This is a genomic window from Kitasatospora sp. GP30 (genome assembly GCF_029892145.1).
GTDB lineage: Bacteria > Actinomycetota > Actinomycetes > Streptomycetales > Streptomycetaceae > Kitasatospora > Kitasatospora acidiphila.
Genome location: NZ_JARZAH010000018.1, coordinates 63,659 through 85,483, shown reverse-complemented (window position 1 = coordinate 85,483; position 21,825 = coordinate 63,659). Strand labels below are relative to the sequence as shown.

Annotated in this window: 20 protein-coding genes and 1 riboswitch; of the genes, 17 read left to right on the top strand and 3 right to left on the bottom strand. The window is 73.0% G+C overall.

Annotated elements, in window-relative coordinates:
* Positions 1–249 precede the first annotated feature (249 nt).
* The 14 genes from P3T35_RS23625 to P3T35_RS23560 all read left to right on the top strand — a co-directional run bounded on the left by P3T35_RS23625 (position 250) and on the right by P3T35_RS23560 (position 14,004).
* Positions 250–1,056, top strand: coding sequence for a DUF6777 domain-containing protein (locus P3T35_RS23625; RefSeq protein WP_280707617.1), 807 nt, complete (start codon positions 250–252; stop codon positions 1,054–1,056).
* Between the two features lie 115 nt (positions 1,057–1,171).
* Positions 1,172–1,519, top strand: coding sequence for an FAD-dependent oxidoreductase (locus P3T35_RS23620; protein WP_180356779.1), 348 nt, complete (start codon positions 1,172–1,174; stop codon positions 1,517–1,519).
* Between the two features lie 40 nt (positions 1,520–1,559).
* Positions 1,560–3,140: an FAD-dependent monooxygenase gene (locus P3T35_RS23615; RefSeq protein WP_280707614.1), complete on the top strand. Its 1,581-nt coding sequence runs from the start codon at positions 1,560–1,562 to the stop codon at positions 3,138–3,140.
* A gap of 218 nt (positions 3,141–3,358) precedes the next feature.
* Positions 3,359–4,552, top strand: coding sequence for a cytochrome P450 (locus P3T35_RS23610; protein ID WP_101384120.1), 1,194 nt, complete (start codon positions 3,359–3,361; stop codon positions 4,550–4,552).
* Between the two features lies 1 nt (position 4,553).
* Positions 4,554–6,098, top strand: coding sequence for an FAD-dependent oxidoreductase (locus P3T35_RS23605; protein WP_101384121.1), 1,545 nt, complete (start codon positions 4,554–4,556; stop codon positions 6,096–6,098).
* Between the two features lie 195 nt (positions 6,099–6,293).
* A riboswitch (FMN riboswitch) is annotated at positions 6,294–6,421 on the top strand.
* Between the two features lie 172 nt (positions 6,422–6,593).
* Positions 6,594–7,241, top strand: a complete 648-nt coding sequence (locus tag P3T35_RS23600; protein WP_101384122.1) for a riboflavin synthase — start codon at positions 6,594–6,596, stop codon at positions 7,239–7,241.
* Positions 7,238–7,876, top strand: coding sequence for a nicotinamide mononucleotide transporter family protein (locus tag P3T35_RS23595; protein WP_101384123.1), 639 nt, complete (start codon positions 7,238–7,240; stop codon positions 7,874–7,876). Before P3T35_RS23600 ends, P3T35_RS23595 begins: the two co-directional genes overlap by 4 nt.
* Positions 7,873–9,129: a bifunctional 3,4-dihydroxy-2-butanone-4-phosphate synthase/GTP cyclohydrolase II gene (locus tag P3T35_RS23590; protein ID WP_101384124.1), complete on the top strand. Its 1,257-nt coding sequence runs from the start codon at positions 7,873–7,875 to the stop codon at positions 9,127–9,129. The genes P3T35_RS23595 and P3T35_RS23590 overlap by 4 nt, the downstream gene beginning before the upstream one ends.
* A gap of 49 nt (positions 9,130–9,178) precedes the next feature.
* Positions 9,179–9,655 carry a 6,7-dimethyl-8-ribityllumazine synthase gene (gene ribH / locus P3T35_RS23585; RefSeq protein WP_101384125.1) on the top strand — a complete coding sequence of 159 codons (477 nt, stop codon included), beginning with the start codon at positions 9,179–9,181 and terminating at the stop codon, positions 9,653–9,655.
* 115 nt (positions 9,656–9,770) lie between these two features.
* Entirely contained in the window at positions 9,771–10,043 is a 273-nt protein-coding gene (locus P3T35_RS23580) for a phosphoribosyl-ATP diphosphatase (protein ID WP_101384126.1), read from the top strand.
* Between the two features lie 58 nt (positions 10,044–10,101).
* Positions 10,102–10,947, top strand: coding sequence for an ATP phosphoribosyltransferase (gene hisG / locus P3T35_RS23575; RefSeq protein WP_101384127.1), 846 nt, complete (start codon positions 10,102–10,104; stop codon positions 10,945–10,947).
* Positions 10,948–11,000: 53 nt separating this feature from the next.
* Complete coding sequence (locus P3T35_RS23570) at positions 11,001–11,462, top strand: PH domain-containing protein (protein ID WP_101384128.1); 462 nt, start codon at positions 11,001–11,003, stop codon at positions 11,460–11,462.
* 167 nt (positions 11,463–11,629) lie between these two features.
* On the top strand, positions 11,630–12,943 hold the full coding sequence (locus tag P3T35_RS23565) for a hemolysin family protein (protein ID WP_101384129.1): 1,314 nt from the start codon (positions 11,630–11,632) through the stop codon (positions 12,941–12,943).
* The gene (locus P3T35_RS23560) at positions 12,940–14,004 is read left to right on the top strand and encodes a hemolysin family protein (protein WP_280707607.1); all 1,065 of its coding nucleotides are present in this window, start codon (positions 12,940–12,942) and stop codon (positions 14,002–14,004) included. The genes P3T35_RS23565 and P3T35_RS23560 overlap by 4 nt, the downstream gene beginning before the upstream one ends.
* Before the next feature lie 154 nt (positions 14,005–14,158).
* Here P3T35_RS23560 and P3T35_RS23555 read toward each other — a convergent pair whose 3' ends face one another.
* From P3T35_RS23555 to P3T35_RS23545, 3 genes are all read right to left on the bottom strand, one after another.
* Positions 14,159–16,123, bottom strand: coding sequence for an AAA family ATPase (locus tag P3T35_RS23555; protein WP_101385525.1), 1,965 nt, complete (start codon positions 16,121–16,123; stop codon positions 14,159–14,161).
* 384 nt (positions 16,124–16,507) lie between these two features.
* On the bottom strand, positions 16,508–17,104 hold the full coding sequence (locus tag P3T35_RS23550; protein WP_101384130.1) for a hypothetical protein: 597 nt from the start codon (positions 17,102–17,104) through the stop codon (positions 16,508–16,510).
* A gap of 107 nt (positions 17,105–17,211) precedes the next feature.
* On the bottom strand, positions 17,212–17,691 hold the full coding sequence (locus P3T35_RS23545; RefSeq protein WP_180356780.1) for a hypothetical protein: 480 nt from the start codon (positions 17,689–17,691) through the stop codon (positions 17,212–17,214).
* A gap of 204 nt (positions 17,692–17,895) precedes the next feature.
* Between P3T35_RS23545 and P3T35_RS23540 the strand changes: the two genes are divergently transcribed.
* From P3T35_RS23540 to lnt, 3 genes are all read left to right on the top strand, one after another.
* Positions 17,896–18,336, top strand: a complete 441-nt coding sequence (locus tag P3T35_RS23540) for an Lrp/AsnC family transcriptional regulator (RefSeq protein ID WP_101384131.1) — start codon at positions 17,896–17,898, stop codon at positions 18,334–18,336.
* A gap of 45 nt (positions 18,337–18,381) precedes the next feature.
* A complete protein-coding gene (locus P3T35_RS23535; RefSeq protein ID WP_101384132.1) occupies positions 18,382–19,992 on the top strand; it encodes an amidohydrolase in 1,611 nt (536 codons plus the stop codon).
* A gap of 117 nt (positions 19,993–20,109) precedes the next feature.
* Positions 20,110–21,762, top strand: a complete 1,653-nt coding sequence (lnt, locus tag P3T35_RS23530) for an apolipoprotein N-acyltransferase (protein ID WP_280707653.1) — start codon at positions 20,110–20,112, stop codon at positions 21,760–21,762.
* Positions 21,763–21,825 lie beyond the last annotated feature (63 nt).

The following is a 21,825-nucleotide window of genomic DNA, read 5'->3' as shown; positions in this document are numbered from 1 at the left end:
GCACGGGGAGAATGGGGCGTGAGCGCTGAAGAGCCGTCAGATTCGGAGCAGCCCACCGAGTCATCGAGTGGGCCGGCGGCCGGCCCCGAGCAAGCGCCCGGTCAGCCGGCCGCCGCAGAGTCCGCGCCCCTCGGGGAAGCGCCCACCCCGCCGTCGCCCCCGCGCACCACGGTCGGCCCCGCAGGTGGTGGCCCCCGTCGACCCTGGTGGCAGCGCTCGCGTGCCCTGGTGGCGGCAGGAGCCGGGGTGGTGGTGGTCGCAGGACTGGCCGCACTCCTGATCGAGCGCCAGCCGTCCGAAGGCACCGCCACCGTCAACACCGGATCCACCGAGGTCACCCGGCAGGCCGCCGGCTCCTTCGGCCGTGACCCTTACACCCCCTCGGTGGTCGCCACCCTGCCTATGACCCCCGCCGGCAGCACGGCCGCTCCTCCGACCCCCGCCGGCAGCGCGGCCACCCTGCCCGCCGGAACGGTGAACGGCGGCACCCCCGGCCTCTACGGCGGTACCGAGCACTCCGCCAGCTGCGACGTCGGACAGCTGGCCGGCTTCCTCGCCGCGCACGCCGACCGGGGAAAGGCGTGGGCCGACACGGCGGGAGTCGAACAGGGCGCACTCCCGGACTATCTGCATTCGCTCACGTCCGTCCTGCTGCGGGCGGATACCAGGGTGACCAGCCACGGCTTCGCGGACGGGCTGCCGACGACGTTCCAGTCCGTCCTGCAGGCGGGCAGCGCCGTGCTGGTCGACGACCGCGGGGTGCCCAGGGCGCGGTGTGCCTGCGGCAACCCGTTGACCCTGCCCGTGGCGGATACCAGCGCGCCGCAGTTCGACGGCGATTCCTGGCCCGGGTTCCGTGCGGACCGGGTGGTGTCGGTGAGCCCGGCGCCGACCGCGATCAGCGCGCTGGTGCTGGTGGACCCGGCCGGCGGCGGGCGATTCACCCGTCCGGTGGGTACCGCGGGGGCCGATGACCGGTCGACTGCGCCTCCGCCACCCCCGGCGTCCGCCCCCGGCGCCCCCGAGCATTCGGGGGCGGACGCCAGGACCCCGTGAACCGGTGTTCGCGGGCCATCAGGTTTTATCAGACCCCACCCTTGAAATACTGTCGGCAATTCCACCGCATCCGAACTCCAGGATCTACTGGAGTCGATTCCAGGAGGGTGCCGCCATGCGCGCTGGCCGCCAGGTCACCGTGATCGGCACCGGAACGGCCGGCCTGGTCACAGCCGCTGAACTGGAGTGTCACGGCTGTCAGGTGGAAATCCTTGAAGCAGATCATCGTATTGGCGGGCGCATTCCGACCTGCCGCTTCCATCCCGGGTCCGACACACTGTCGGTGAAAAGCGGTGCGATGCGTATTTCCGAACACCACCGTCAAACCCTGGCGCGTATCGAACAGCTGCGCCTCGGTGATCGACTGCCGGAATCCAGCACATGGCCCCCGAATCCCGGTGCTGCGCTTCGACCACCTGGCGGCCGCTGCCCGCCGAGCCGGACGCAGCGCCCGAGCCGATGACCTGCCGTGCCGACTCCTTCCGCCGAACCCGGGTGGTGTGATGAGCAATCAGATGACGAACAAGGCCCAGACTCACGAGACCGATGTGCTGATCGTCGGTGGCGGCCCGGTGGGGCTGGCGCTGGCACTGGACCTCCGCTCCCGCGGCGTCCGCTGCGTCGTCCTGGACGCCTCCGACGGTGTGGTGGAGCATCCCAAGGTCGGCACCGTCGGGCCGCGCTCCATGGAGCTGATGCGCCGCTGGGGCCTGGCCGACCGGGTCCGCGCGGCCGGCTGGCCCGGTGACCACCCGCTGGACATCGCCTGGGTCACCGCGCTCGGCGGCCACGAGATCCACCGGCTGGACTTCGGTACCGCCGACACCCGGCCGTCGCTCAGCTACACCCCCGAGCCGGAGCAGGTCTGCCCGCAACACTGGCTGATGCCGCTGCTCGGCGAGGCCGTCGGTGTGCACCCGGACGGCCCGCTGCGCCGGCAGACCCGGTTGGAGTCCTTCACTCAGGACGGCGACCAGGTTCGCGCCACCGCCACCGACCTGCGCGACGGCAGCACCCTGGAGTTCACCGCCCGCTACCTGGTCGGCAGCGACGGCGCCTCCTCCACGGTGCGCAAACTCGTCGGCGTCGACGCACCGCAGTACTTCGACACCCGGGTGTTCCGCAACATCCTGTTCCGGGCGCCCCGGCTGCGCGAGCAACTCGGCCCCCGCAACGCCTTGGTGTACTTCCTCACCCAGCCGCCCGGCCTGCGCTACCCGCTGCGCTCGATGGACGGCCGCGAGCTCTACCGGCTGACGGTGGCCCAGGACAGCGAGCAGGACGCGCTCGGCCTGATCCGCTCGGCGATCGCGCTGGACACACCGGTGGAGCTGCTCTCCGAGAACGTCTGGCACCTCACCCACCGGGTCGCCGAGCACTTCCGCCAGGGCCGGGTGCTGCTGCTCGGCGACGCCGCTCACACCCTCTCGCCCTCCGGCGGCTTCGGGATGAACACCGGGCTGGCCGACGCCGCCGACCTCGGCTGGAAGCTCGCCGCCGAGCTGGCCGGTTGGGCCGGTCCCGGGCTGCTGGATTGCTATGACACCGAGCGGCGGCCGGTCGCCGAGCTGAGTCTCACCGAGGCCAACCGCAACCTCCAGCGTGCCTTGGGGCGTCAACTGCCGATGGAGCTGATGCTCGACTCGCCGGTCGGCGAGCGGGCTCGGCAGGAGCTGGCCCGCGGTCTCCAGAATGGCGGGGTGCGCCGCGAATTCGAGGCTCCCGACGTGCACTTCGGCTACCGCTACCAGTCGCCGCTGATCGTCCCGGACGGCCTGGCCGAGCCCGACTGGCGCACCGAGCCGGCGGCCGGCCACCGCGCCCCGCACGCCTGGCTGCCCGGCGGCGCCAGCGTGCTCGACAGCTACGGGCCGGGCTTCCGGCTGGTCACGGCAGTCACCGAACTCGACGGCGTGGAGCGGGCGTTCAGCGATCGGAGGATCCCGTTCGGGGTGGTCGGGGCGGACGTCTACCGGAGCCGCTTCGTGCTGGTCCGCCCGGACGGCCATGTCGCCTGGCACGCCGATGAGTTGCCCGCCGACCCCGGGGCGCTCGCCGACACCGTGCGCGGTGGTGCCCGATGATGCTCCGACCTGCCATAGGCCGCGCCGTTGCGGGTGGACCTACGACGATCCGGCCTGCTGTGCGCCGCGCCGTTGCGGGTGGTGCCCGATGATGCTCCGACCTGCCATAGGCCGCGCCGTTGCGGGTGGGCCTACGACGATCCGGCCTGCCGTGTGCCGCGCCATAGCGGGCGGTGGCCGATGACCAACCGCCGTTTCGAGCGTTGCGAGGTGGACCAATGAGCTTCCGCCCGGCCGAAGTTCACCTGCCCGACCCCTACCCGCTCTACCGCCGCTACCGCGAGAGCGACCCGGTCCACCTGGCCGACGACGGCAGTTGGTACCTGTTCGGACACGCGGCCGTCGCCCAGGTGCTCTCCGGCCGCCGGGACTACTGCCGCGGCCCCGCGCCGGCCCGGTTCCCGGCAGGTTGCCCGCACCTGCAGCGCACCGTGGCCAACTGGATGGTCTTCATGGACCCGCCCGCACACACCCGGGTGCGGGCCCTGGTGGCCCGCAGCTTCACGCCGCGGGTGGTGCAGGCGCTGCGGCCGCGGATCCGCCGGATCACCGCCCGGCTGACCGACGGCCTGGCCGACGAACTGGCCGCGCACGGCGTGGCCGACCTGGTCGAGCGATTCGCCGCGCCGCTCCCGGTGCTGGTGATCAGCGAACTGCTCGGGGTGCCGGAGCACGATCGCGCCTGGTTCCGCGCCCAGGCCCTGGACCTGGAACTGGCCACCAGCGCACGCACCGGCCGCCGGGCCGATGCCTTCCAGCTGGCCGAGGCGGCCGCCGGCGAGCTGGACGCCTACTTCCGGGCCGAACTGCGTCGCCCCGGCCGCCGGGACCGCGACGACCTGATCGGCCTGATGCTCCGACACGGCTCCGCGCTGCCCGAGGACACCCTGGTCGGCACCTGTATCCATCTGCTGACGGCCGGCCACGAGACCACCACCAACCTGCTGGCCAAGGGCCTGCTCGCGCTGCTCGCCCACCCCGACCAACTGGCCGCCCTCCGCTCGGGCCCGCTGCTCGCCGCGGCCGCCGTCGACGAGCTGATCCGCTATGACGCGCCCGTCCAGATGATCAGCCGCCTCGCGCGGCAGGACGACCGGTTCGGCGACCGCATCGTGCCGGCCGGCAGCAAGGTGGTGCTGGTGCTCGGCTCCGCCAACCGCGACCCTGCCCGGTTCCGGCAGCCGGACCGGCTCGACCTGAGCCGCGACACCCACCGCCACTGCGGCTTCGGAACCGGCATCCACTACTGCGTCGGCGCGCCGCTGGCCCGGGCCGAGGCGGAGATCGGGCTCACGATGCTGCTCACCAGGTTCCCCCACTTGGCAGTTGCCGAGCAGGCGGCCGAACCGGTGCGCTACACCCAGGACTTGGTCTTCCACGGCCCGTCCCAGCTGTTGGTCCAAGGTGGCTGACATGACGTCGGAGAAGCATCCACCCACCCTGGTCGACGTGGTGGTGGTCGGCGCGGGGCCCACCGGTCTGGCCCTGGCGATCGGGCTGCGGCAGTACGGCCTGGACGTCGCGGTGCTGGAGCGGGAGGACAGCGGCAAGCGGCAGGCCCGGGCCGGGGTGGTCTGGCAGCGGGCATTGGAGGTGCTGGACGATCTCGGCTGCGCCGAGCGGTTCCTGGCCAACGGCGTGGCGCTGCGCACCTCCGAGCTGGTGGTGGCGGGCCGCTCACTCGGCGAGGTCGCGATGGCCGCTTCCGGCACCCGGTTCCCGCATCCGCTCTGCATCGAGCAGGACGCCATGGAACGCCTACTGGGCGAGCGGCTGTTGGAGGTCGGCGGCAAGGTCGAGTGGTCCAGCGAGGCGGTGGCGGTCCGCGTCGGAGCCGACGCCGCCGAGGTCGACGTCCGCGGGCCGGACGGCCGGCAGCGCACCCTGCGCTGCTCCTGGGTGGTCGGCTGCGAGGGCGCGCACAGCATGGTCCGCAAGGCGCTCGGGCTGCCCTTCGAGGGCGGGCCGCGGGAGAACCTGCAGGTGGTGCAGTTCAACGCGATCGCCGACTGGTCGTACCCGGCCCGCCCCGGGCACACCTACATGTTCCTGTCGCACGGCATCTCGGTCGGTGCTGCGCCCCGACCCGGCGGCGGCTACCGCTTCTACGGCTTCACCGCAGACCCGGACCAGCGCGAACTCACCCCGCCCAGCCTGGACGAGATGAGCGCGTTCGTCGCCAGGGCGGCGCACGACCCCAGCGTGAAGCTCTCCGCCACCGACCCGCTCTGGACCAACCGGGCCAGGTTCCAGGACCGGTTCACCCGCACCCTGCGCTCCGGGCGGGGACTGCTCGCCGGGGACAGTGCCCACGTCTGGGCGCCGGTGGCCGCGCACGGCCTCAACACCGCGTTGCGCGGTGCGCACAACCTGGCCTGGAAGCTGGCCAGCGTGCAACTCGGCTGGTCCGAGCCGGAGTTGCTGGACACCTACTCCAGTGAGCAGCGGCTGACCGCGCTCCGGGTGTTGCGGAAGACCGCCCGGGACCGGATGGAACTGCCCGGCACCGCGCTCACCCTGCTCTCCATGCGGCTGCTCGGTCCGCGTCTGCTGCGCAGCCGGCGGGCCGCCGACCGGATCCGCAGCCGGCTCAGCGACCTCGACATGCACCACCGGGAGAGCGCCCTGTCGGTGGGGGAGCGGGCCGGGGACCGGATACCGGACCTGCCGGTCTGGACCGAGGGCCACTGGCGGGCGCTGCACGAGCTGCTGGACTACCGGCACTGGACCCTGCTGCGGGTGTCCGGCTCGGCACTCGGCGATCCGCACCTGGCGCGTCTGCTGGCCCGCTACCCGCTGCCGATCGTGGTGCGCGCCGTCGAGCCCGCCCCGGGGGAGGAGCGCCTGCTGCCGCCGGGCGCGCTGGTGCTGGTCCGCCCCGACCGCCACATCGCGCTGACCGCCCGCCATCCGGAGGAGGTCGCCGCATACCTCGGCCGGTGGTTCCGCAGAATCTGACAGTCAGTCGCCCCGTGCCCCCGTGCCCCCGTGCCCCCGCGTCCCCGTGCCTCGTGCCTCGTGCCTCGTGCTCCCGCCCCCCGCGCAGGCGCGGGCATTCCCGCCCCCGGCGTGAAAGAGAGCACAGTCGCACCCCCTCCCCTGCCGGTTGCGGATCATGGCACAATGACCGCAATGCAGTAAGCAGTGACGTTCAGCGCACTCCGGGGTCGGTGAAACTCCGAACCGGCGGTTACAGTCCGCGACCCGTCCGCAGCCAGCGGCCGGTTGACCAGGTGAAACTCCTGGACCGACGGTTAAAGTCCGGATGGGAGGCGTGCGCGACGGGTTTTGTCACGGCGATACCGCGGCCTCCTCCCGGGGAGCCGTGTCCGGTTCGGCGGTAGGGCTCTGCCCACCCGTCGTCCCTCGAAGTATCGCTGCTTGACGGGCCCGTAGTCGGCTTCCCATGTCTGCCGCCCCGGAGTCCGCGCTCAAAGCGCGAGGAGAACCCGGGTGTTCACCGGCATCATCGAAGAGGTCGGCGAGGTCGTCTCCATCGAGGAGTACGGAGATTCCTCGCGCATCCGCCTGCGCGGTCCCCAGGTGATCGAGGGGGCCCGGCACGGCGACTCCATCGCGGTCAGCGGCGTCTGCCTGACCGTGGTCGACACCCCCGAACAACTGGCTGACAGCAGCGGCGAGTTCAGCGCCGACGTGATGGCCGAGACGCTGCACCGGACCAGTCTGGGGGCGCTCGTCCCCGGCTCCCGGGTGAACCTGGAGCGCGCCATGGCGCTCGGCGCCCGGCTCGGCGGCCACCTCGTCCAGGGCCATGTGGACGCCACCGGCACCCTGCTGGACCGCTCCCCGGGCGAGCTGGACGCGAGCGGCAAGCCGCGCTGGGAGGTGCTGCGCTTCTCGCTGCCGCAGAGCATCGCCCGCTACCTGGTGGACAAGGGCTCGATCACGGTGGACGGCGTCAGCCTGACCGTGGTCGAGGCGGGCGACGACTGGTTCACGGTGAGTCTGATCCCCGCGACCCTGGCGCTGACCACGCTGGGTGCCAGGGCGGTCGGCGAGCCGGTCAACCTCGAGGTGGACGTCCTCGCCAAGTACGTCGAGCGGCTGCTCGCCTCCCGCGCCCTGGGGGACGCCTCGTGAACTCGCTCAACACCGTCGCCTTCACCCTGTTCGGCGAGCACTTCAAGTGGAACGACGTGGTCGGCAACACCCTCGGCCTGATCGGTCTGGCCTACGGCTGGCGCCGCTCGGTGCTGAGCTGGCCGGTGCAGCTGCTCTCCGGCCTGGTGCTGATCAGCGCCAACCTCTCCGCGCACCTGTCCGGCGGGGTGGGCAAGCAGCTGGTGGTGATCGCCACCTCGATCTGGGGCTGGTACCAGTGGCAGCGCGGTCGCAGTCAGGACGGCGACATCCGGATCCGGTTCGCCACCTGGACCGAACGCGCCCTGCTGGTCGCCGGCACCGCCGTGGCCACCGTGGCGGTGGCGCTGGTGTTCCAGCACTGGAACCTCTCCTGGTCCCCGTGGGCGGACGCCTACATCTTCACCGGCACGCTGGCGGCGATGGTCGCCCAGGCCCGCGGCTGGGTGGAGTTCTGGTTCGCCTGGATAGCGGTCGACGTGGTCGGCGTCCCGCTCGCCTTCTCCAGCGGCCTGCCCTTCTCCGGCCTGGTCTACCTCGTCTACTTCGTCCTGGTGATGCTGGGCCTGCGCTCCTGGTGGCTGCGCACCCGGCTGCCGCAGCCCGCCCCCACCCTGCAGGGAGTCCCGGCATGAACGCCTACGCGAACGACCTCGACCTGAGCCTCGACCCGGTCGAGCGGGCCATCGCCGACATCGCGGCCGGCCGCGCCGTGATCGTGGTGGACGACGAGGACCGGGAGAACGAGGGCGACCTGATCTTCGCCGCCACCGCGGCCACCCCGGAGCTGCTCGCCTTCACCATCCGCTACACCTCCGGAGTGGTCTGCGTCCCCGTCACCCAGGCGGACGCCGACCGGCTCGGCCTGCCCCCGATGACCCGGGTCAACGAGGACCGCAAGGGCACCGCCTACACCGTCTCGGTGGACGCCCGCGAGGTGGAGGCCACCGGGATCTCCGCGGTGGACCGGGCGCTGACCATCCGCCTGCTGGGTGAACCCGCATCCACCGCCCGTGACTTCACCCGCCCCGGCCATGTCTTCCCGCTGCGCGCGGTGGACGGCGGGGTGCTGGCCCGGCCGGGCCACACCGAGGCCGGCGTGGACCTGGCCCGGCTTGCCGGGCTGCCCCCGGCGGCCGCGATCTGCGAGGTGGTCAACGACGACGGCACCATGGCCCGACTGCCCGAACTGGTGGCCTTCGCCCGCGAGCACGGCCTGTCGATCATCTCCATCGAGGACCTGATCGCCTACCGCCGTCGCACCGAGTCCCAGGTCGAGCGGGTCGCCGTGACCGCCCTGCCCACCGTGCACGGCGACTTCACCGCGGTCGGCTACCGCGGCACCCTGGACGGCACCGAGCACATCGCCCTGGTTGCCGGCGGCCTGGACGCCGACGGGCGGCTGCCTGACGGCGAGGACGTGCTGGTCCGGGTCCACTCCGAGTGCCTGACCGGAGACGTCTTCGGCTCGCTGCGCTGCGACTGCGGCCCGCAGCTGGAGGCCTCGCTGGCCAAGGTCGCCGAGGCCGGCCGCGGCGTGGTGCTCTACCTGCGCGGCCACGAGGGGCGCGGCATCGGCCTGGGCCACAAGCTGCGCGCCTACCAGCTGCAGGAGCAGGGCCGGGACACCGTGGACGCCAACCTGGAGCTCGGCCTGCCCGCCGACGCCCGCGACTACAGCCTCGGGGCCCAGATGCTCACCGATCTCGGGGTGCGCTCGCTCACCCTGCTCACCAACAACCCGGACAAGCAGACCGCGCTGCTGGACCACGGACTCAAGGTCAAGGACCGGGCACCGATACCGGTGCAGGCGAGTCGGCACAACCTGGCCTACCTGCTCACCAAGCGCGACCGGATGGGCCACGACCTGCCGTGGCTGGTCGGCTGAAGCCGTCCGTCGCCGACTGAAATCCCGCACGAACCTTAGGAGAACGATTGTGGCTGGTCACGGAGCCCCCGTACTGACCGTCGAGAACGCCGCCGACCTGCGGGTCGCGGTGGTCGCGGCCCAGTGGCACACCCAGGTGATGGACGGCCTGCTGAACGGCGCCGAGCGCGCCCTCAAGGAGCTCGGGGTAGCCGAGCCGACCGTGGTGCGAGTCCCCGGAACCTTCGAACTGCCGGTCGCAGCCCAGCGGTTGGCCGAGCGCGGCTATGACGCGGTGGTGGCCCTCGGGGTCGTCATCCGCGGCGGCACCCCGCACTTCGACTACGTCTGCCAGGCGGCCACCGCCGGCCTCACCGAGGTCAGCGTGCGCACCGGCGTGCCGGTCGGCTTCGGCGTGCTCACCTGCGACAACGAGGAGCAGGCGATCGACCGCGCGGGCCTGCCCGGCTCCGCCGAGGACAAGGGCCACGAGGCGGTCAGCGCCGCCGTCGCCACCGCCGTCACGCTGCGCGCGCTGGCGGCCTGACACCCTGCCACCCGGGGCCGGATCCGGACAACCGGCCCCGGGAAAATCAGCGGACCGTCCACAGGCCGAGCCGTTGACCAAGCCGATGCCCGGACCCCGTAAGGTGGTTCCCATCATGGCTTCCAAGACATTCGAGGAGCTCTTCACCGAGCTCCAGCAGAAGGCCGCCACCGGCGACCCCGAGACCTCCCGTACCGCGCAGCTCGTCCAGCAGGGCGTCCATGCCATCGGCAAGAAGGTGGTCGAGGAGGCGGCCGAGGTCTGGATGGCCGCGGAGTTCCAGACCAAGGAGCAGACGGCCGAGGAGATCTCCCAGCTGCTCTACCACCTCCAGGTGATGATGGTCGCCCGCGGGCTCACCCTCGACGACGTCTACGCCTACCTCTGACCACCGGTCCTCAGCTCCACGCCCCCCGTAACGGCTAGTAACGAAGGAACATCCGTTCATGCTGCGCATCGCCCTCCCCAACAAGGGTTCACTCTCGGGTCCCGCGGCGGAGATGCTCCATGAGGCCGGCTACCGCCAGCGCAAGGACCCCAAGGAACTGGTCCTGGTCGACCCCGAGAACCAGGTGGAGTTCTTCTTCCTGCGCCCGCGCGACATCGCGGTCTACGTCGGCTCCGGCCGGCTCGACATCGGCATCACCGGCCGTGACCTGCTGCTGGACTCCGGCGCCGACGCCGAGGAGGTGCTCGCGCTCGGCTTCGCCGGCTCGACCTTCCGGTTCGCCGGCCCGGCCGGCTCGCCCAAGGACGTGCAGGGCCTGCAGGGCCTGCGGATCGCCACCTCCTACACCGGCCTGGTCTCCCAGCACCTCGCCGAGCACGGTGTGCAGGCCACCGTCACCAAGCTGGACGGCGCGGTGGAGACCGCGGTCCAGCTGGGCGTCGCCGACGTGATCGCCGATGTGGTGGAGACCGGCACCAGCCTGCGCAACGCCGGCCTTGAGGTCTTCGGCGAGCCGATCCTGATCTCCGACGCGGTGGTGATCCGGCCCAAGGGCGCCGGTGAGGCCGCGGGGGTCGAGCAGTTCCTGCGCCGACTGCAGGGCGTCCTGGTGGCCCGCCGCTACGTCCTGATGGACTACGACATCAGGGCCGAGAAGGTCGCCGACGCGGTCGCCCTGACTCCGGGCCTGGAGTCGCCCACCGTCTCCCCGCTGCACACCGAGGGCTGGGTCGCGGTCCGGGCCATGGTGCTGCGCAAGGAGGCCCAGCGGATCATGGACGACCTGTGGGCCATCGGCGCCCGCGGCGTCCTGGTGACCAACATCCACGCCTGCCGCCTGTAGCGGGTCCGACAGTTCGGACCCTCTGACCCGTTCCCCTCCGGAGTACCAGCGCCATGACCAGCACCGCCCTGCCCGACCTGCCCGTCACCTGGCTGCCCCGCCGCACTCGCGCGGTGCTGCTGACGGCGAGCGGGCTGCTGGCGACGGTGTTCGTGGTCATGGCGCTGATCCTCCCGCCCAGCTGGCAGCTGAACGACCGGGTCATGCTGGTCTTCCTCGGGCTGGTCTTCTCCGGGGTCGGCCTGATGCTGGCCCGCCCCCGGGTGGACGCCGACGCCGACGGCGTGCTGGTGGTCAACCTGGTCCGCTCGCGCCGCCTGCACTGGGCCGAGATCCTGCGGGTCAACCTCAAGCAGGGCGACCCGTGGGTCACCCTGGACCTGGCCGACGGCACCTCGCTGGCCGCCATGGGCATCCAGCCCAGCGGTGGCCGCGACCAGGCGGTGCGGGCCGCGCTCCAGCTGCGCGACCTGGTCGAGTCCCGGGGCGCCGCCCCCGAGCCCGCCAACGCGTAACCGTCGCCACATACCTCCGTATGGGGATCGGCTAGGCTGGTAAAGCTCGGGCAAAGCCCCGAGCCATCCGACCCGTGACCTGAGGAGTGACACCTCCCCGCGATGGACGATCCGTCCGGTAGTACCGACGCCGCCCTGCCCCCTTCGACCACCGGGCGGGCGGCGCAGTGATCACCGCCTGGCTGCTGCTGGCAGCCGCCTTCCTGCTGATTCTCGCCAACGGCCTCTTCGTCGCCGCCGAGTTCTCCTTCGTCACCGTGGACCGCGGTGCGGTGGACCGGGCCGCGCGGGCCGGCGACCGGCGCGCGGAGGGCTTGCGCAAGGCCCTGCACACGCTCTCCTTCGAACTCTCCGGCGCCCAGCTGGGCATCACCGTCACCTCGCTGGTGGTCGGCATGCTCGCCGAGCCGGCGCTCTCCACCCTGCTCGGCCCGCCGCTCACCGGCCTCGGCCTGCCCTCCGGTGTCGCCAGGGGCGCGGCCACGGTGATCGGCATGGTGCTGGCCACCGTGCTGCAGATGGTGATCGGCGAACTGGTGCCGAAGAACTGGGCGATCTCCCGCCCGCTCCAGGTGGCCCGCGCGGTCGCCGCGCCGCAGCGGCTGTTCAGCGCCGCCTGCCGCCCGCTGATCAGCGCCCTCAACGGCGGTGCCAACCGGCTGGTGCGAGCCCTCGGGATGGAGCCGGCCGAGGAGCTGGCGCACGCCCGCACCCCCGGCGAACTCGCCGTGCTGGCCCAGCACTCGGCCCGGGCCGGCGCCCTGGAGGAGGACGCCGCGCAGCTCTTCGTGCGCACCCTGGGCCTGGGCGAGCTGACCGCCGAGAGCGTGATGACCCCCCGGGTCGACGTCTCGGCGCTGCGGCACGACGCCACCGCCGCCGACGTGGTCAACCTGACCCGGGCCACCGGCTTCTCCCGCTTCCCGGTCTACCGGGACAGCCTGGACGACATCACCGGCACCGTCACCCTCAAGGACGCCATAGCGGTCCGCCCCGAGCGCCGCACCGAGGTGACGGTGGATCAACTGGCCGGCGCCCCACTGCTGGTCCCCGAGACACTGCCCGCCGAGCGCCTGCTGGAGCAGCTGCGCCGCCGGCAGCCGATGGCCATCGTGATCGACGAGTACGGCGGCACGGCCGGCGTGGCCACGCTGGAGGACATCGTCGAGGAGATCGTGGGCGAGGTCCGCGACGAGCACGACCCGGGCGAGACCCCGGACCTGCTCGCGATCCCGCCGGTCGCCGGGCACCCGGCCTGGCTGGCCGACGGCCGGGCCCGGCTCGACCAGTTGGAGGAGATCGGCCTGCACGCCCCGCACGGACCGTACGAGACGCTCGCCGGTCTGCTCGCCGACCTGCTCGGCCGGATCCCGGTGCGCGGTGACACTGCTGAACTGCCCGGCTGGGAGCTGACCGTGCAGGGCGTCGACCGGCACCGCACCACCCGGGTCCGGCTGCTGCACCTGGGGGCGTCGGCATGATCGTCGTCGTCCAACTCTTCGCCGCGCTCCTGCTGCTGCTCGGGAACGCCTTCTTCGTCGCCGCCGAGTTCGCGGTGATCTCGGTGCGCCGCAGCCAGGTCGAGCCGCTGGCCGAGGAGGGCAACCGCCGGGCCGCCACCATGCTGCGTGCCATGGGCGAGGTCTCGGCGCTGCTGGCCGCCGCCCAACTGGGCATCACGGTCTGCTCGCTGCTGCTCGGCGCGCTGGCCGAGCCGACCGTGGCCGAGCTGCTGTCCGGCCCGTTCCACGCGATCGGGCTCTCCGGCGCGGCCAGCCATCTGACCTCCTACCTGCTGGCACTGGCCCTGGTGGTGGTGCTGCACATGGTGATCGGCGAGATGGTGCCCAAGAACGTGTCGCTGGCCTCGCCGCTGCGGGCCGCGCTCTGGCTGGGCCCGCCGCTGGACCGGCTGGCCCGCTGGCTGCGCCCGGTGATCCGGTTCCTGAACGCCTTCGCCAACCTGGTGCTGCGGCTGTTCAAGGTAGCGCCCAAGGACGAGGTGGAGTCGGTCTTCGACGCCGAGCAACTCCTGTGGATCCTGGCCGAGTCCAGGGCCGCCGGACTGCTGGCCGAGGCCGAGCAGGAGCGGCTGGAGGACGCCCTCGAACTGGGCCGCCGACCGGTCCGCGAGGTGCTGCTGCCGATGGCGGGCCTGGTCACGGTGGACGCCTCGGTGACCGCCCGCGAGGTGGAGGAGCGGGCGGCGGCCACCGGCTACTCCCGCTTCCCGGTGGTCGACGCCAGCGGCGCGATCGTCGGCTACCTGCACCTCAAGGACGTGCTGGAGGTCGAGGACCCGGACGCCCCGCTGCCGATGCGGCTGTGGCGCCCGGTCATCGCGGTCGCCGAGTCGCTGCCGATGGACGACGCGCTCACCGCGATGCGCCGGGCCACCGCACACCTGGCGGCGGTCACCGACGCGGACGGCCGCGCGCTGGGCGTGGTCACCCTGGAGGACGTCCTGGAGGAGCTGGTCGGCGAGATGCACGACCCGGATCACCGGGCTGCTACTCGCCCGCTCGCCGCCGGGCCCTCTTGACCCGGTGTCGACACTCTCCCCGGCCTGGCGGCTGGGAGGTGCTCCCGCGCTCCCGCGCTCCCGCGCTCCTCGGTCGCTTGTCGCTCGTCCCCGCCGCGGAGCGGCTGGTCGAGCACTGTCGACACCGGCGGGCCCTTTGGCTCGGGGCCGGAGTTCAGCCCCGGCCGTCGATCAGTTCGCCGTAGGCCTGGACCAGGTCGGGCAGTCGCAGCGTGGCCAGGTCCTCCCGGCTGGGCAGTTCGCGGGACTGGGTGAGCCGCAAGTCCCGGTAGGCGCAGGACTTCTCGTAGAGGGTCCGGATGAACCGCCCGTTGCCCAGCTCGTCGATCCAGCCCTCGGCGACCACGTGCGCGCAGATGCTGGCCAGCTCGTCGGCGGCGTCCTCGTCCCAGGCGTCGCCGTCCCGGGCGGCCAGCGCGCTGCCGATCGCGGTCAGTTCGGCGGGGCGGTAGCTGGGGAAGTCGACCCGGGTGGTGAAGCGGGAGTTGAGCCCCGGGTTGGCGGCCAGCAGCCGGTTCATCCCCTCCGGGTAGCCGGCCAGGATCACCACCAGGCGGTCCCGGTTGTCCTCGGCCCGCTTCAGTAGCACCTGCAGCGCCTCGTCACCGTAGGCATCACCCTTGCTGTAGCCGGAGTTGGCGAGGCTGTACGCCTCGTCGATGAAGAGCACGCCGTCCAGCGCCGAGTCGATCAGCTCATTGGCCTTGACCGCGGTCTGGCCGAGGAACTCGCCGACCAGGTCGGCCCGTTGGGCCTCCACCAGGTGGTCGCCGGAGAGCAGGCCGAGGGCGTGGAAGACCTGGCCGAGGATGCGGGCGACGGTGGTCTTGCCGGTCCCGGACGGGCCGGAGAAGACGAAGTGCCGCTTGGGCGGCTGCACCGGCAGGCCCTGCTCGGCACGCAACCCGGCCATGCGCAACTGCGCGGAGAGCGCCCGGACTTGGCGCTTGACCGGGTCCAGGCCGACCATCTGCTCCAGGGCCTCCAGGGCGGCGTCCAAGCGCTGCTGGGCGGCGGTCGGTTCGGAGGCGGTGCGCGGGGCGTCCGGCTGCCGGCGGACGGTGGCCGGCGGGGGAGTGGTGCCGGTCGGCTCACCGAGGGCACCCCGGGTGGCGTCGGCGTCCCGCGGGCCGCCGTCGCTCGGGCCGCCGGTGTCACCGTCTCGCGGACCGCCGCTGGAGCGCTCGGCCTGCGGCAGAGGGCTGGGCTCGCCGACGGGCGGCGCGTCGGCACCCGTCGGGCCGGCGTCCCCGGCCGGCACCGGCCCGAGGCCGCTGATCAGATCCAGGGCGACGGCGTCGGCCGACTCCGTCGGGCCGATGATGCTCTCCGTGAAGGGCGGCAGCTCCTCCAGCAGGCCCAGGCCGTCTTCGGCGGCGATCGCGGCGAGCCGGGCAGCGGTGTCCATGAACGCCGGGTCGGCGCGGTGCACCGAGCGGTAGAGCGGGAGGGCGGCGGCGCTGCGCCCGGCGCCCTCATAGGCGCGGGCCAGCCAGTAGCGCAGCTCCTTGCGCTGCGGCTGCTCGGAGCGGCAGCGGGCCAGGGATGCGGCCAGCGGGGCCTGGGCCTGGGCACACATGTCCAGCCGGACCCGGGCCATGCCGCCGAACAGGCCCGCCTCGATGCCGAGCAGTGCGTCGTCCAGCAGCGCGTCGGTGTCCCGGATCAGCTGCTCCCAGTCCTTCAGCAGGTAGGAGCGGCAGGCGCGCAGGAAGCGCACCGACGGGTCCTGCTCGGGGGGCGGGCACTGGGCCATCGCCCGGTCCAGCTCGGTGAGGTGGCGGCCGTCGAGCCAGTGCGAGGCGTGCGCCAGTGCGAGGTCGCGCTCGTCCTCCAGTACTGGCTGGACCCACCAGCCCAGCCAGTACCAGGAGCTGAGCGGGCGGCCGTGCCGGCGGCGCTGCTCGCCGAAACGTTTCTTGCTGCGGTGCATGGCCAGTAGTGCGCCGGAGGTGTCGCAGCGCAGCGCGTGCAGACCCAGCCAGGCGTCGGCCATGCCGGGGTCGAGGCGCACCGCGGTGCGGAACTCCTCCTCGGCCCGGGCATAGGCGCCGGCCGTGTAGGCGTCCATGGCGCGCAGCCAGGCGCGGTCGGCCGGCCCGTGCGGGCCGGTGCCCATGTTGTCACCGATGATCACTCACGCCCCCCGTGATGTGCACCGAGGCCGTCGCTTGCTGGGGGTACGCCCCCAGCCTTCGGCCGGGAGGTGCCCCCACCCGGCCGGAGGTTGGGGACGGTCAGCGCCGTGCACCCGGGACGCCTTCGCGCCTGCTCGGAATCGTACCCGGGTGTGGCTGATCCGGAAGCGTGCCGGACGGTGCCAAATCGCCATCGCCTCAAGACCGTTGGCATGCTGACGGCCCGTTCGGCGAGCTTTCCCGCGAAGAACGGCGCCTCCGGCTCACGGGGGAACGAGCCGGAGGCGCCGCGTCTAGTTGCGGGCTCAACTACTCCCGCTGAGAGGAAAATTTAGTTCCTGTCCGCCTCCCGGTCAAGCGACCGCTTAGTTGCCTCGGTTCGCCACCACGCGACCGGTTCGGCCGTCCACTCTGAGCTGGGCGAACGGGCGGCTGGGGTCGGCGGCGAAGTGTGCGGCCTCGGCGGCCGACCAGTGCTCCCAGAAGGCGGCCAGCTCCGGACCGTCCCGGCGCAGGCCGCGGGCGCGGGCCTCGGCGGCCGGCAGCTCCATCCAGATCAGGGCGGCCAGCAGTGGCCGCAGCGCCCGCCGGCCGGCACCGACACCCTCCAGGAGAACTACCGGCGCGGGTGCGATCTTGCGCGCCCCCCGAAAATCCCGGGCGACCCAGTCGTAACCGGAGAAGTCGGCCGTCTCACCCCGCCCCAGTGGCTCCAGGACCCAGGCGCGCAGTCGGTCGACCCACTCGAAGAACTCCTGATGGGTCGCCAGGTCGTCCAGGTGCACCACGGGTGCGCCGCCCAGCGCGGCGGCCAGCCGTTCGGCGAAGGTGGTCTTGCCCGAGCCGGCGTGTCCGTCCACCGCCACCAGCCGCACCGGGCCGAGGGACGGCGGCAGTGCGCGCAGGCGCGTGGCCAGTCGGCCGAGCTCGTCGGACTGGCTGGGATGGTCGGGGCGGAGCATGGCCGGTAACTCTACGCGGCGCGACCAGCGGCGCTGCCCGACGGCGAGCAGTGCGCCGCCCGACTGCCCGGGCGGCGCACTGCTGACGCTTCCTCAACTCCCGCTGGCTAGCGGCGGACCAGCCGTCCGCTCGGCGCCTGCCGCATCGGCGGCACCCGGTGCGCGCCGGCCGCGGCGCCCGACGCGGCCGCCCGGACGTCCTGCGCGTGCGAGAACGGCTGGGTGCGCCAGTCCAGTTCGGCCGGCAGGGTGAGCAGCGCGGCCAGTGTGTCGGCGTGCTCCTCGCCGGGCTCCGGTGCCACCACCGGCAGTTGCTCGGTGGCCAGCCCGGAGCCGGTGCAGAGCGCCGGCTCGAACGGGTGCCAGGGCTGCTGCACCACCGCGTGCTGCGGCAGCTGCTCCTCGTCGCCGATCAGGGCGATGGCACGCTGGCACTCCGGGCAGAGCACCCGGACGATCTCCCAGCTCTCCGGCTCGCCCGGGTCGGCGCCGGGCGCGAGGTCGAAGGCCGGCGAGTCGCCGTCGAAGTCCTCCGTGGCGGGCAGGGCGGCATCGGCGCGCAGGGCGCGCTCCTCAGCTGAAGGCATGTGATCCCCCTATGGATCGGGCCGGGCCAACTCGGCCGGGGCCATCACCAGCACTTCCCGCTGACGCGGCCTCATAACCCTGCAGGTCGTGGCAGGGTGATGCGGTCGAGTGTGTCCTTCGCCACATTCCCGAGGCATATGCCGATGGCGAGCTCCGCCAACCGTGCGGCATCCGCCACTCCGCCGGTCGGGTAGGTTTCTGCTGTGGAGGATCTCGACCAGCGCATCGTCCAGCTGCTCGTCCAGGACGGGCGGATGAGCTACACCGACCTGGGCAAGGCCACCGGCCTGTCCACCTCGGCCGTCCACCAGCGGGTTCGACGGCTGGAGCAACGCGGGGTGATCCGCGGCTACTCGGCGATCGTCGACCCGGACGCCGTCAACCTGGCCCTGACGGCCTTCATCTCGGTCAAGCCGTTCGACCCCAGCGCTCCCGACGACGTGCCCGAGCGGCTCGCCCCGCTGCCGGAGATCGAGGCCTGTCACAGCGTCGCCGGCGACGAGAACTACATCCTCAAGGTGCGGGTCGGCGCCCCCGGCGACCTGGAGGACCTGCTCGCCCGGATCCGCAGCGCGGCCGGAGTCTCCACCCGCACCACGGTGGTCCTCTCCACTCCCTACGAGGCCCGCCCGCCCAAGCTGTAGGGGCTGCCGCACATACCGGGACAACCCGGGTGCAGACTGTCCCTCATGACCGAACGCACCTCCCGCACCGTGCTGCTGCGCGGCGGCAACGTCTACAGCCCGGCCGACCCCTTCGCCACCGCGATGCTGATCGAGGGCGAGCAGATCGCCTGGGTCGGCAGCGAAGGTGCCGCCGATGCCTACGCGAGCGTCGCCGACGAGGTGGTCCAGCTGGACGGTGCGCTGGTCACCCCCGCCTTCGTCGACGCCCATGTGCACGCCACCGCCACCGGCCTGGCACTCACCGGCCTCGACCTGACCGGCTGCAGCTCACTCGCCGAGGCACTGACCCGGATCGGTGCCCACGCGGCCGGGCGGCCCGGCGTGCTGATCGGCCACGGCTGGGACGAGACCGGCTGGCCCGAGGGCCGCTCGCCCACCCTCGCCGAGCTCGACCAGGCGGCCGGCGGCGCCCCGCTCTACCTCTCCCGCACCGACGTGCACTCCGCGCTGGCCACCACCGCCCTGCGCGACCTCACCCCGCACCTCGCCGAGCTGCCCGGCCACCACCCCACCGCGCCGCTCACCCGCGACGCCCACCACGCGGTCCGCCAGGCCGCCCTGGCCCACCTCACCGACGAGCAGCGCCGCGCCGCCCAGCGCGCCACCCGGCAGCGGGCCGCGGCGCTCGGCATCGGCGCGCTGCACGAGTGCGCGGGCCCGGAGATCTCCTCCGCGCACGATCTGGCCCGACTGCTGGAGCTGGCCGCCACCGAGGACGGCCCCGAGGTCTACGGCTACTGGGGCGAGCTCGGCGGCGTGGCCACCGCTCGCGAGCTCGGCGCGGTGGGCGTCGGCGGCGACCTCTTCGTCGACGGCGCGCTCGGCTCGCACACCGCCTGCCTGCACCGCGCCTACCAGGACGCCGACCACACCGGAACCGCCTATCTGACGGCCGATCAGATCGCCGACCACGTCGCGGCCTGCACCGAGGCCGGCCTGCAGGCGGGTTTCCACGCGATCGGCGACGCCGCGGTCGACGCCGTGCTCACCGGCGTCCGGGCGGCCGCCGACCGGGTCGGCCTGGCCGCCGTCAAGGCGCTGCGCCACCGCGTGGAGCATGCCGAGGCCCTGGACGACAAGGCGATCGCCGGTTTCGCCGAACTGGGCCTGGTGGCCTCCGTGCAGCCCGCCTTCGACGCCGCCTGGGGCGGCCCGGACGGCATGTACGTGGCCCGGTTGGGCGCCGAACGGGCCGGCGCGCTCAACCCGTTCGCCGCGCTGCTGCGCGCCGGCGTCCCGCTGGCCTTCGGCTCGGACGCCCCGGTCACCCCGCTGGACCCGTGGGGCACGGTGCGCGCCGCCGCCTTCCACCGGACACCCGAGCACCGGATCTCGGTGCGCGCCGCGTTCGCCGCGCACACCCGCGGTGGCTGGCGGGCCCTCGGCCGCGACCAGGAGGGCGTGCTGATCCCGGGCGCCACCGCCACGTACGCCGTCTGGCAGACCGGCGAGCTGGTGGTCCAGGCCCCCGACTCCCGGGTGGCCGGCTGGTCCACCGACCCCCGCTCCGGCACCCCCGGCCTGCCCGACCTCACCCCCGGCAGCGAGCTGCCCGGCTGCCTGCGCACCGTGGTCCGCGGCCGGACGATCTTCCAGGCTACGACCACCGGCTGACCTGCGGGGTTCTCTTTCGGGATTCGTTTTCAACGGACCGCCCCGCAGAGGTACCGTCGGGCGACACCTGCCGACGGGCAGGTGAGCTATGCCCAGAAAGATGGTGGCCAGGTGGCAGTGCCCGTCGACGCGGCGCCCCGAGCCGACGACCCGACCCCCGAGGTCCCGACGGGCAAGGGGCGCGCCGGCCGGCTGGCCCGGCTGCGCGCCTGGGCCGGCGCCGGGATGGGGGTCCCCCCGGCCGGAGGCTGGGGGAGGCAAACCGCCCTGGCCGTCGCCGCCGGGCTGGCTCTGGCCGCCGCGTTCCCGCCGTACGACCTGTGGCCGCTGTCCATCGTCGCGGTGGCGGCGCTGGCGCTGCTCACCCACGGCCGCACGGTCCGGCAGGGCGCCTGGACCGGCTTCGCCTTCGGCCTGCCGTTCTTCCTCTGGCTGCTGGACTGGATCCGGGTGATCGGCTGGGACGCCTGGTTCGGCCTCTCGCTGGCCGAGGCGCTCTTCCTCTGGGCGCTCGGCGGTGCCCTGGCACTGACCTCGCGGCTGCGCGGCTGGCCGCTCTGGGGAGCCTGCCTCTGGGTGGCCGAGGAACTGGTCCGCGACCGGCAGCCGCTGGGCGGATTCCCTTGGGGCCGGCTGGCGTTCGCCAACACCGCCAGCCCGTTCACCCCGCTGGCCGCGCTCGGCGGCGCCCCGCTGGTCACCTTCGCGGTGGCGCTCACCGGCTCGCTGCTGGGCTACCTGGTGCTGCGCTTCGCCCGCCGTGGCAAGGCGCCGACCGGGGCGACGGGCTGGCTGAAGCCGACCGCCGCGGTGCTCTGCGCGGCGCTGGCCATCAGCGGCGGGCTGCTGGTCCCGATCCCCACCAAGGGTGACTCCACGGTGCGCGTCGCCCTGATCCAGGGCAATGTGCAGCAGCCAGGGATCGACTTCCTGGGCCGCCCGATGCAGGTGCTGAACAACCACGCCGCCGAGACCGAGGCACTGGCCCAGCGGATCGCGGCCGGCCAGGAGCAGCAGCCCGACGTGGTGATCTGGCCGGAGAACTCCTCCGACCTGGACCCGTACAGCGACCCGGCCGCCTACGCCAAGATCACCGAGGCGGTCCGCTCGATCGGCGTGCCCACCCTGGTCGGCGCGCTGGTCAACGGCCCGGACGCGCAGCACGTGCAGAACGAGGGCATCGTCTGGGACCCGATCAGCGGCCCGGGCGCCCACTACACCAAGCAGCACCCGGTGCCGTTCGGCGAGTACGTGCCGTTCCGCTCGGTGCTGATGAAGGTGATCACCCGGTTGCAGCGGGTCGCCCACGACTTCTACCCGGGCAAGGGCAACGGTGTGATGCAGCTCGGCCCGGCCCGGATCGGCGACGTGATCTGCTTCGAGGTCGCCTACGACGAGATCCCGCGCGACACCGTCAACGCCGGCGGCCGGGTACTGGTGGTGCAGACCAACAACGCCACCTACGCCAAGAGCGGCCAGCCCGAGCAGCAGCTGGCGATGTCCAGGCTGCGCGCCGTCGAGCACGGCCGGGCCGTGCTGATCGCGGCCACCAGCGGGATCAGCGCCGTGATCCGACCCGACGGCACCATCGAGAGCCGCACCCAGGAGCTCGTCCCCGCCGAGCTGAGCGCGAACGTGCCGCTGCGTGACGGGCGCACCCTGGCCGACCGGGTCGGGGCAGGCCCGGAGTGGGCGCTCGCCGGGGTCGGGCTGCTGGCCTGCGGGGGAGCGGTGCTGATCGGCCGCCGCCGCCACCGCACCGCCGCCTGAACCTGCCGCACCACTCTGACCTGGCAACTGTTCGGCCCGGCCCGGAACACCCGGCCGGGCCGA

Excerpts from the sequence above, each read along its gene's own strand:
- P3T35_RS23590 (WP_101384124.1), top strand. The coding sequence starts at position 7,873 with ATGAACGCCTACGCGAACGACCTCGACCTGAGCCTCGACCCGGTCGAG.
- P3T35_RS23545 (WP_180356780.1), bottom strand. The coding sequence starts at position 17,691 with ATGCCTTCAGCTGAGGAGCGCGCCCTGCGCGCCGATGCCGCCCTGCCC.
- P3T35_RS23570 (WP_101384128.1), top strand. The coding sequence starts at position 11,001 with ATGACCAGCACCGCCCTGCCCGACCTGCCCGTCACCTGGCTGCCCCGC.
- P3T35_RS23580 (WP_101384126.1), top strand. The coding sequence starts at position 9,771 with ATGGCTTCCAAGACATTCGAGGAGCTCTTCACCGAGCTCCAGCAGAAG.
- hisG (WP_101384127.1), top strand. The coding sequence starts at position 10,102 with ATGCTGCGCATCGCCCTCCCCAACAAGGGTTCACTCTCGGGTCCCGCG.
- P3T35_RS23605 (WP_101384121.1), top strand. The coding sequence starts at position 4,554 with ATGACGTCGGAGAAGCATCCACCCACCCTGGTCGACGTGGTGGTGGTC.
- P3T35_RS23615 (WP_280707614.1), top strand. The coding sequence starts at position 1,560 with ATGAGCAATCAGATGACGAACAAGGCCCAGACTCACGAGACCGATGTG.
- P3T35_RS23535 (WP_101384132.1), top strand. The coding sequence starts at position 18,382 with ATGACCGAACGCACCTCCCGCACCGTGCTGCTGCGCGGCGGCAACGTC.
- P3T35_RS23620 (WP_180356779.1), top strand. The coding sequence starts at position 1,172 with ATGCGCGCTGGCCGCCAGGTCACCGTGATCGGCACCGGAACGGCCGGC.
- P3T35_RS23560 (WP_280707607.1), top strand. The coding sequence starts at position 12,940 with ATGATCGTCGTCGTCCAACTCTTCGCCGCGCTCCTGCTGCTGCTCGGG.
- P3T35_RS23555 (WP_101385525.1), bottom strand. The coding sequence starts at position 16,123 with ATGGGCACCGGCCCGCACGGGCCGGCCGACCGCGCCTGGCTGCGCGCC.
- P3T35_RS23610 (WP_101384120.1), top strand. The coding sequence starts at position 3,359 with ATGAGCTTCCGCCCGGCCGAAGTTCACCTGCCCGACCCCTACCCGCTC.
- P3T35_RS23550 (WP_101384130.1), bottom strand. The coding sequence starts at position 17,104 with ATGCTCCGCCCCGACCATCCCAGCCAGTCCGACGAGCTCGGCCGACTG.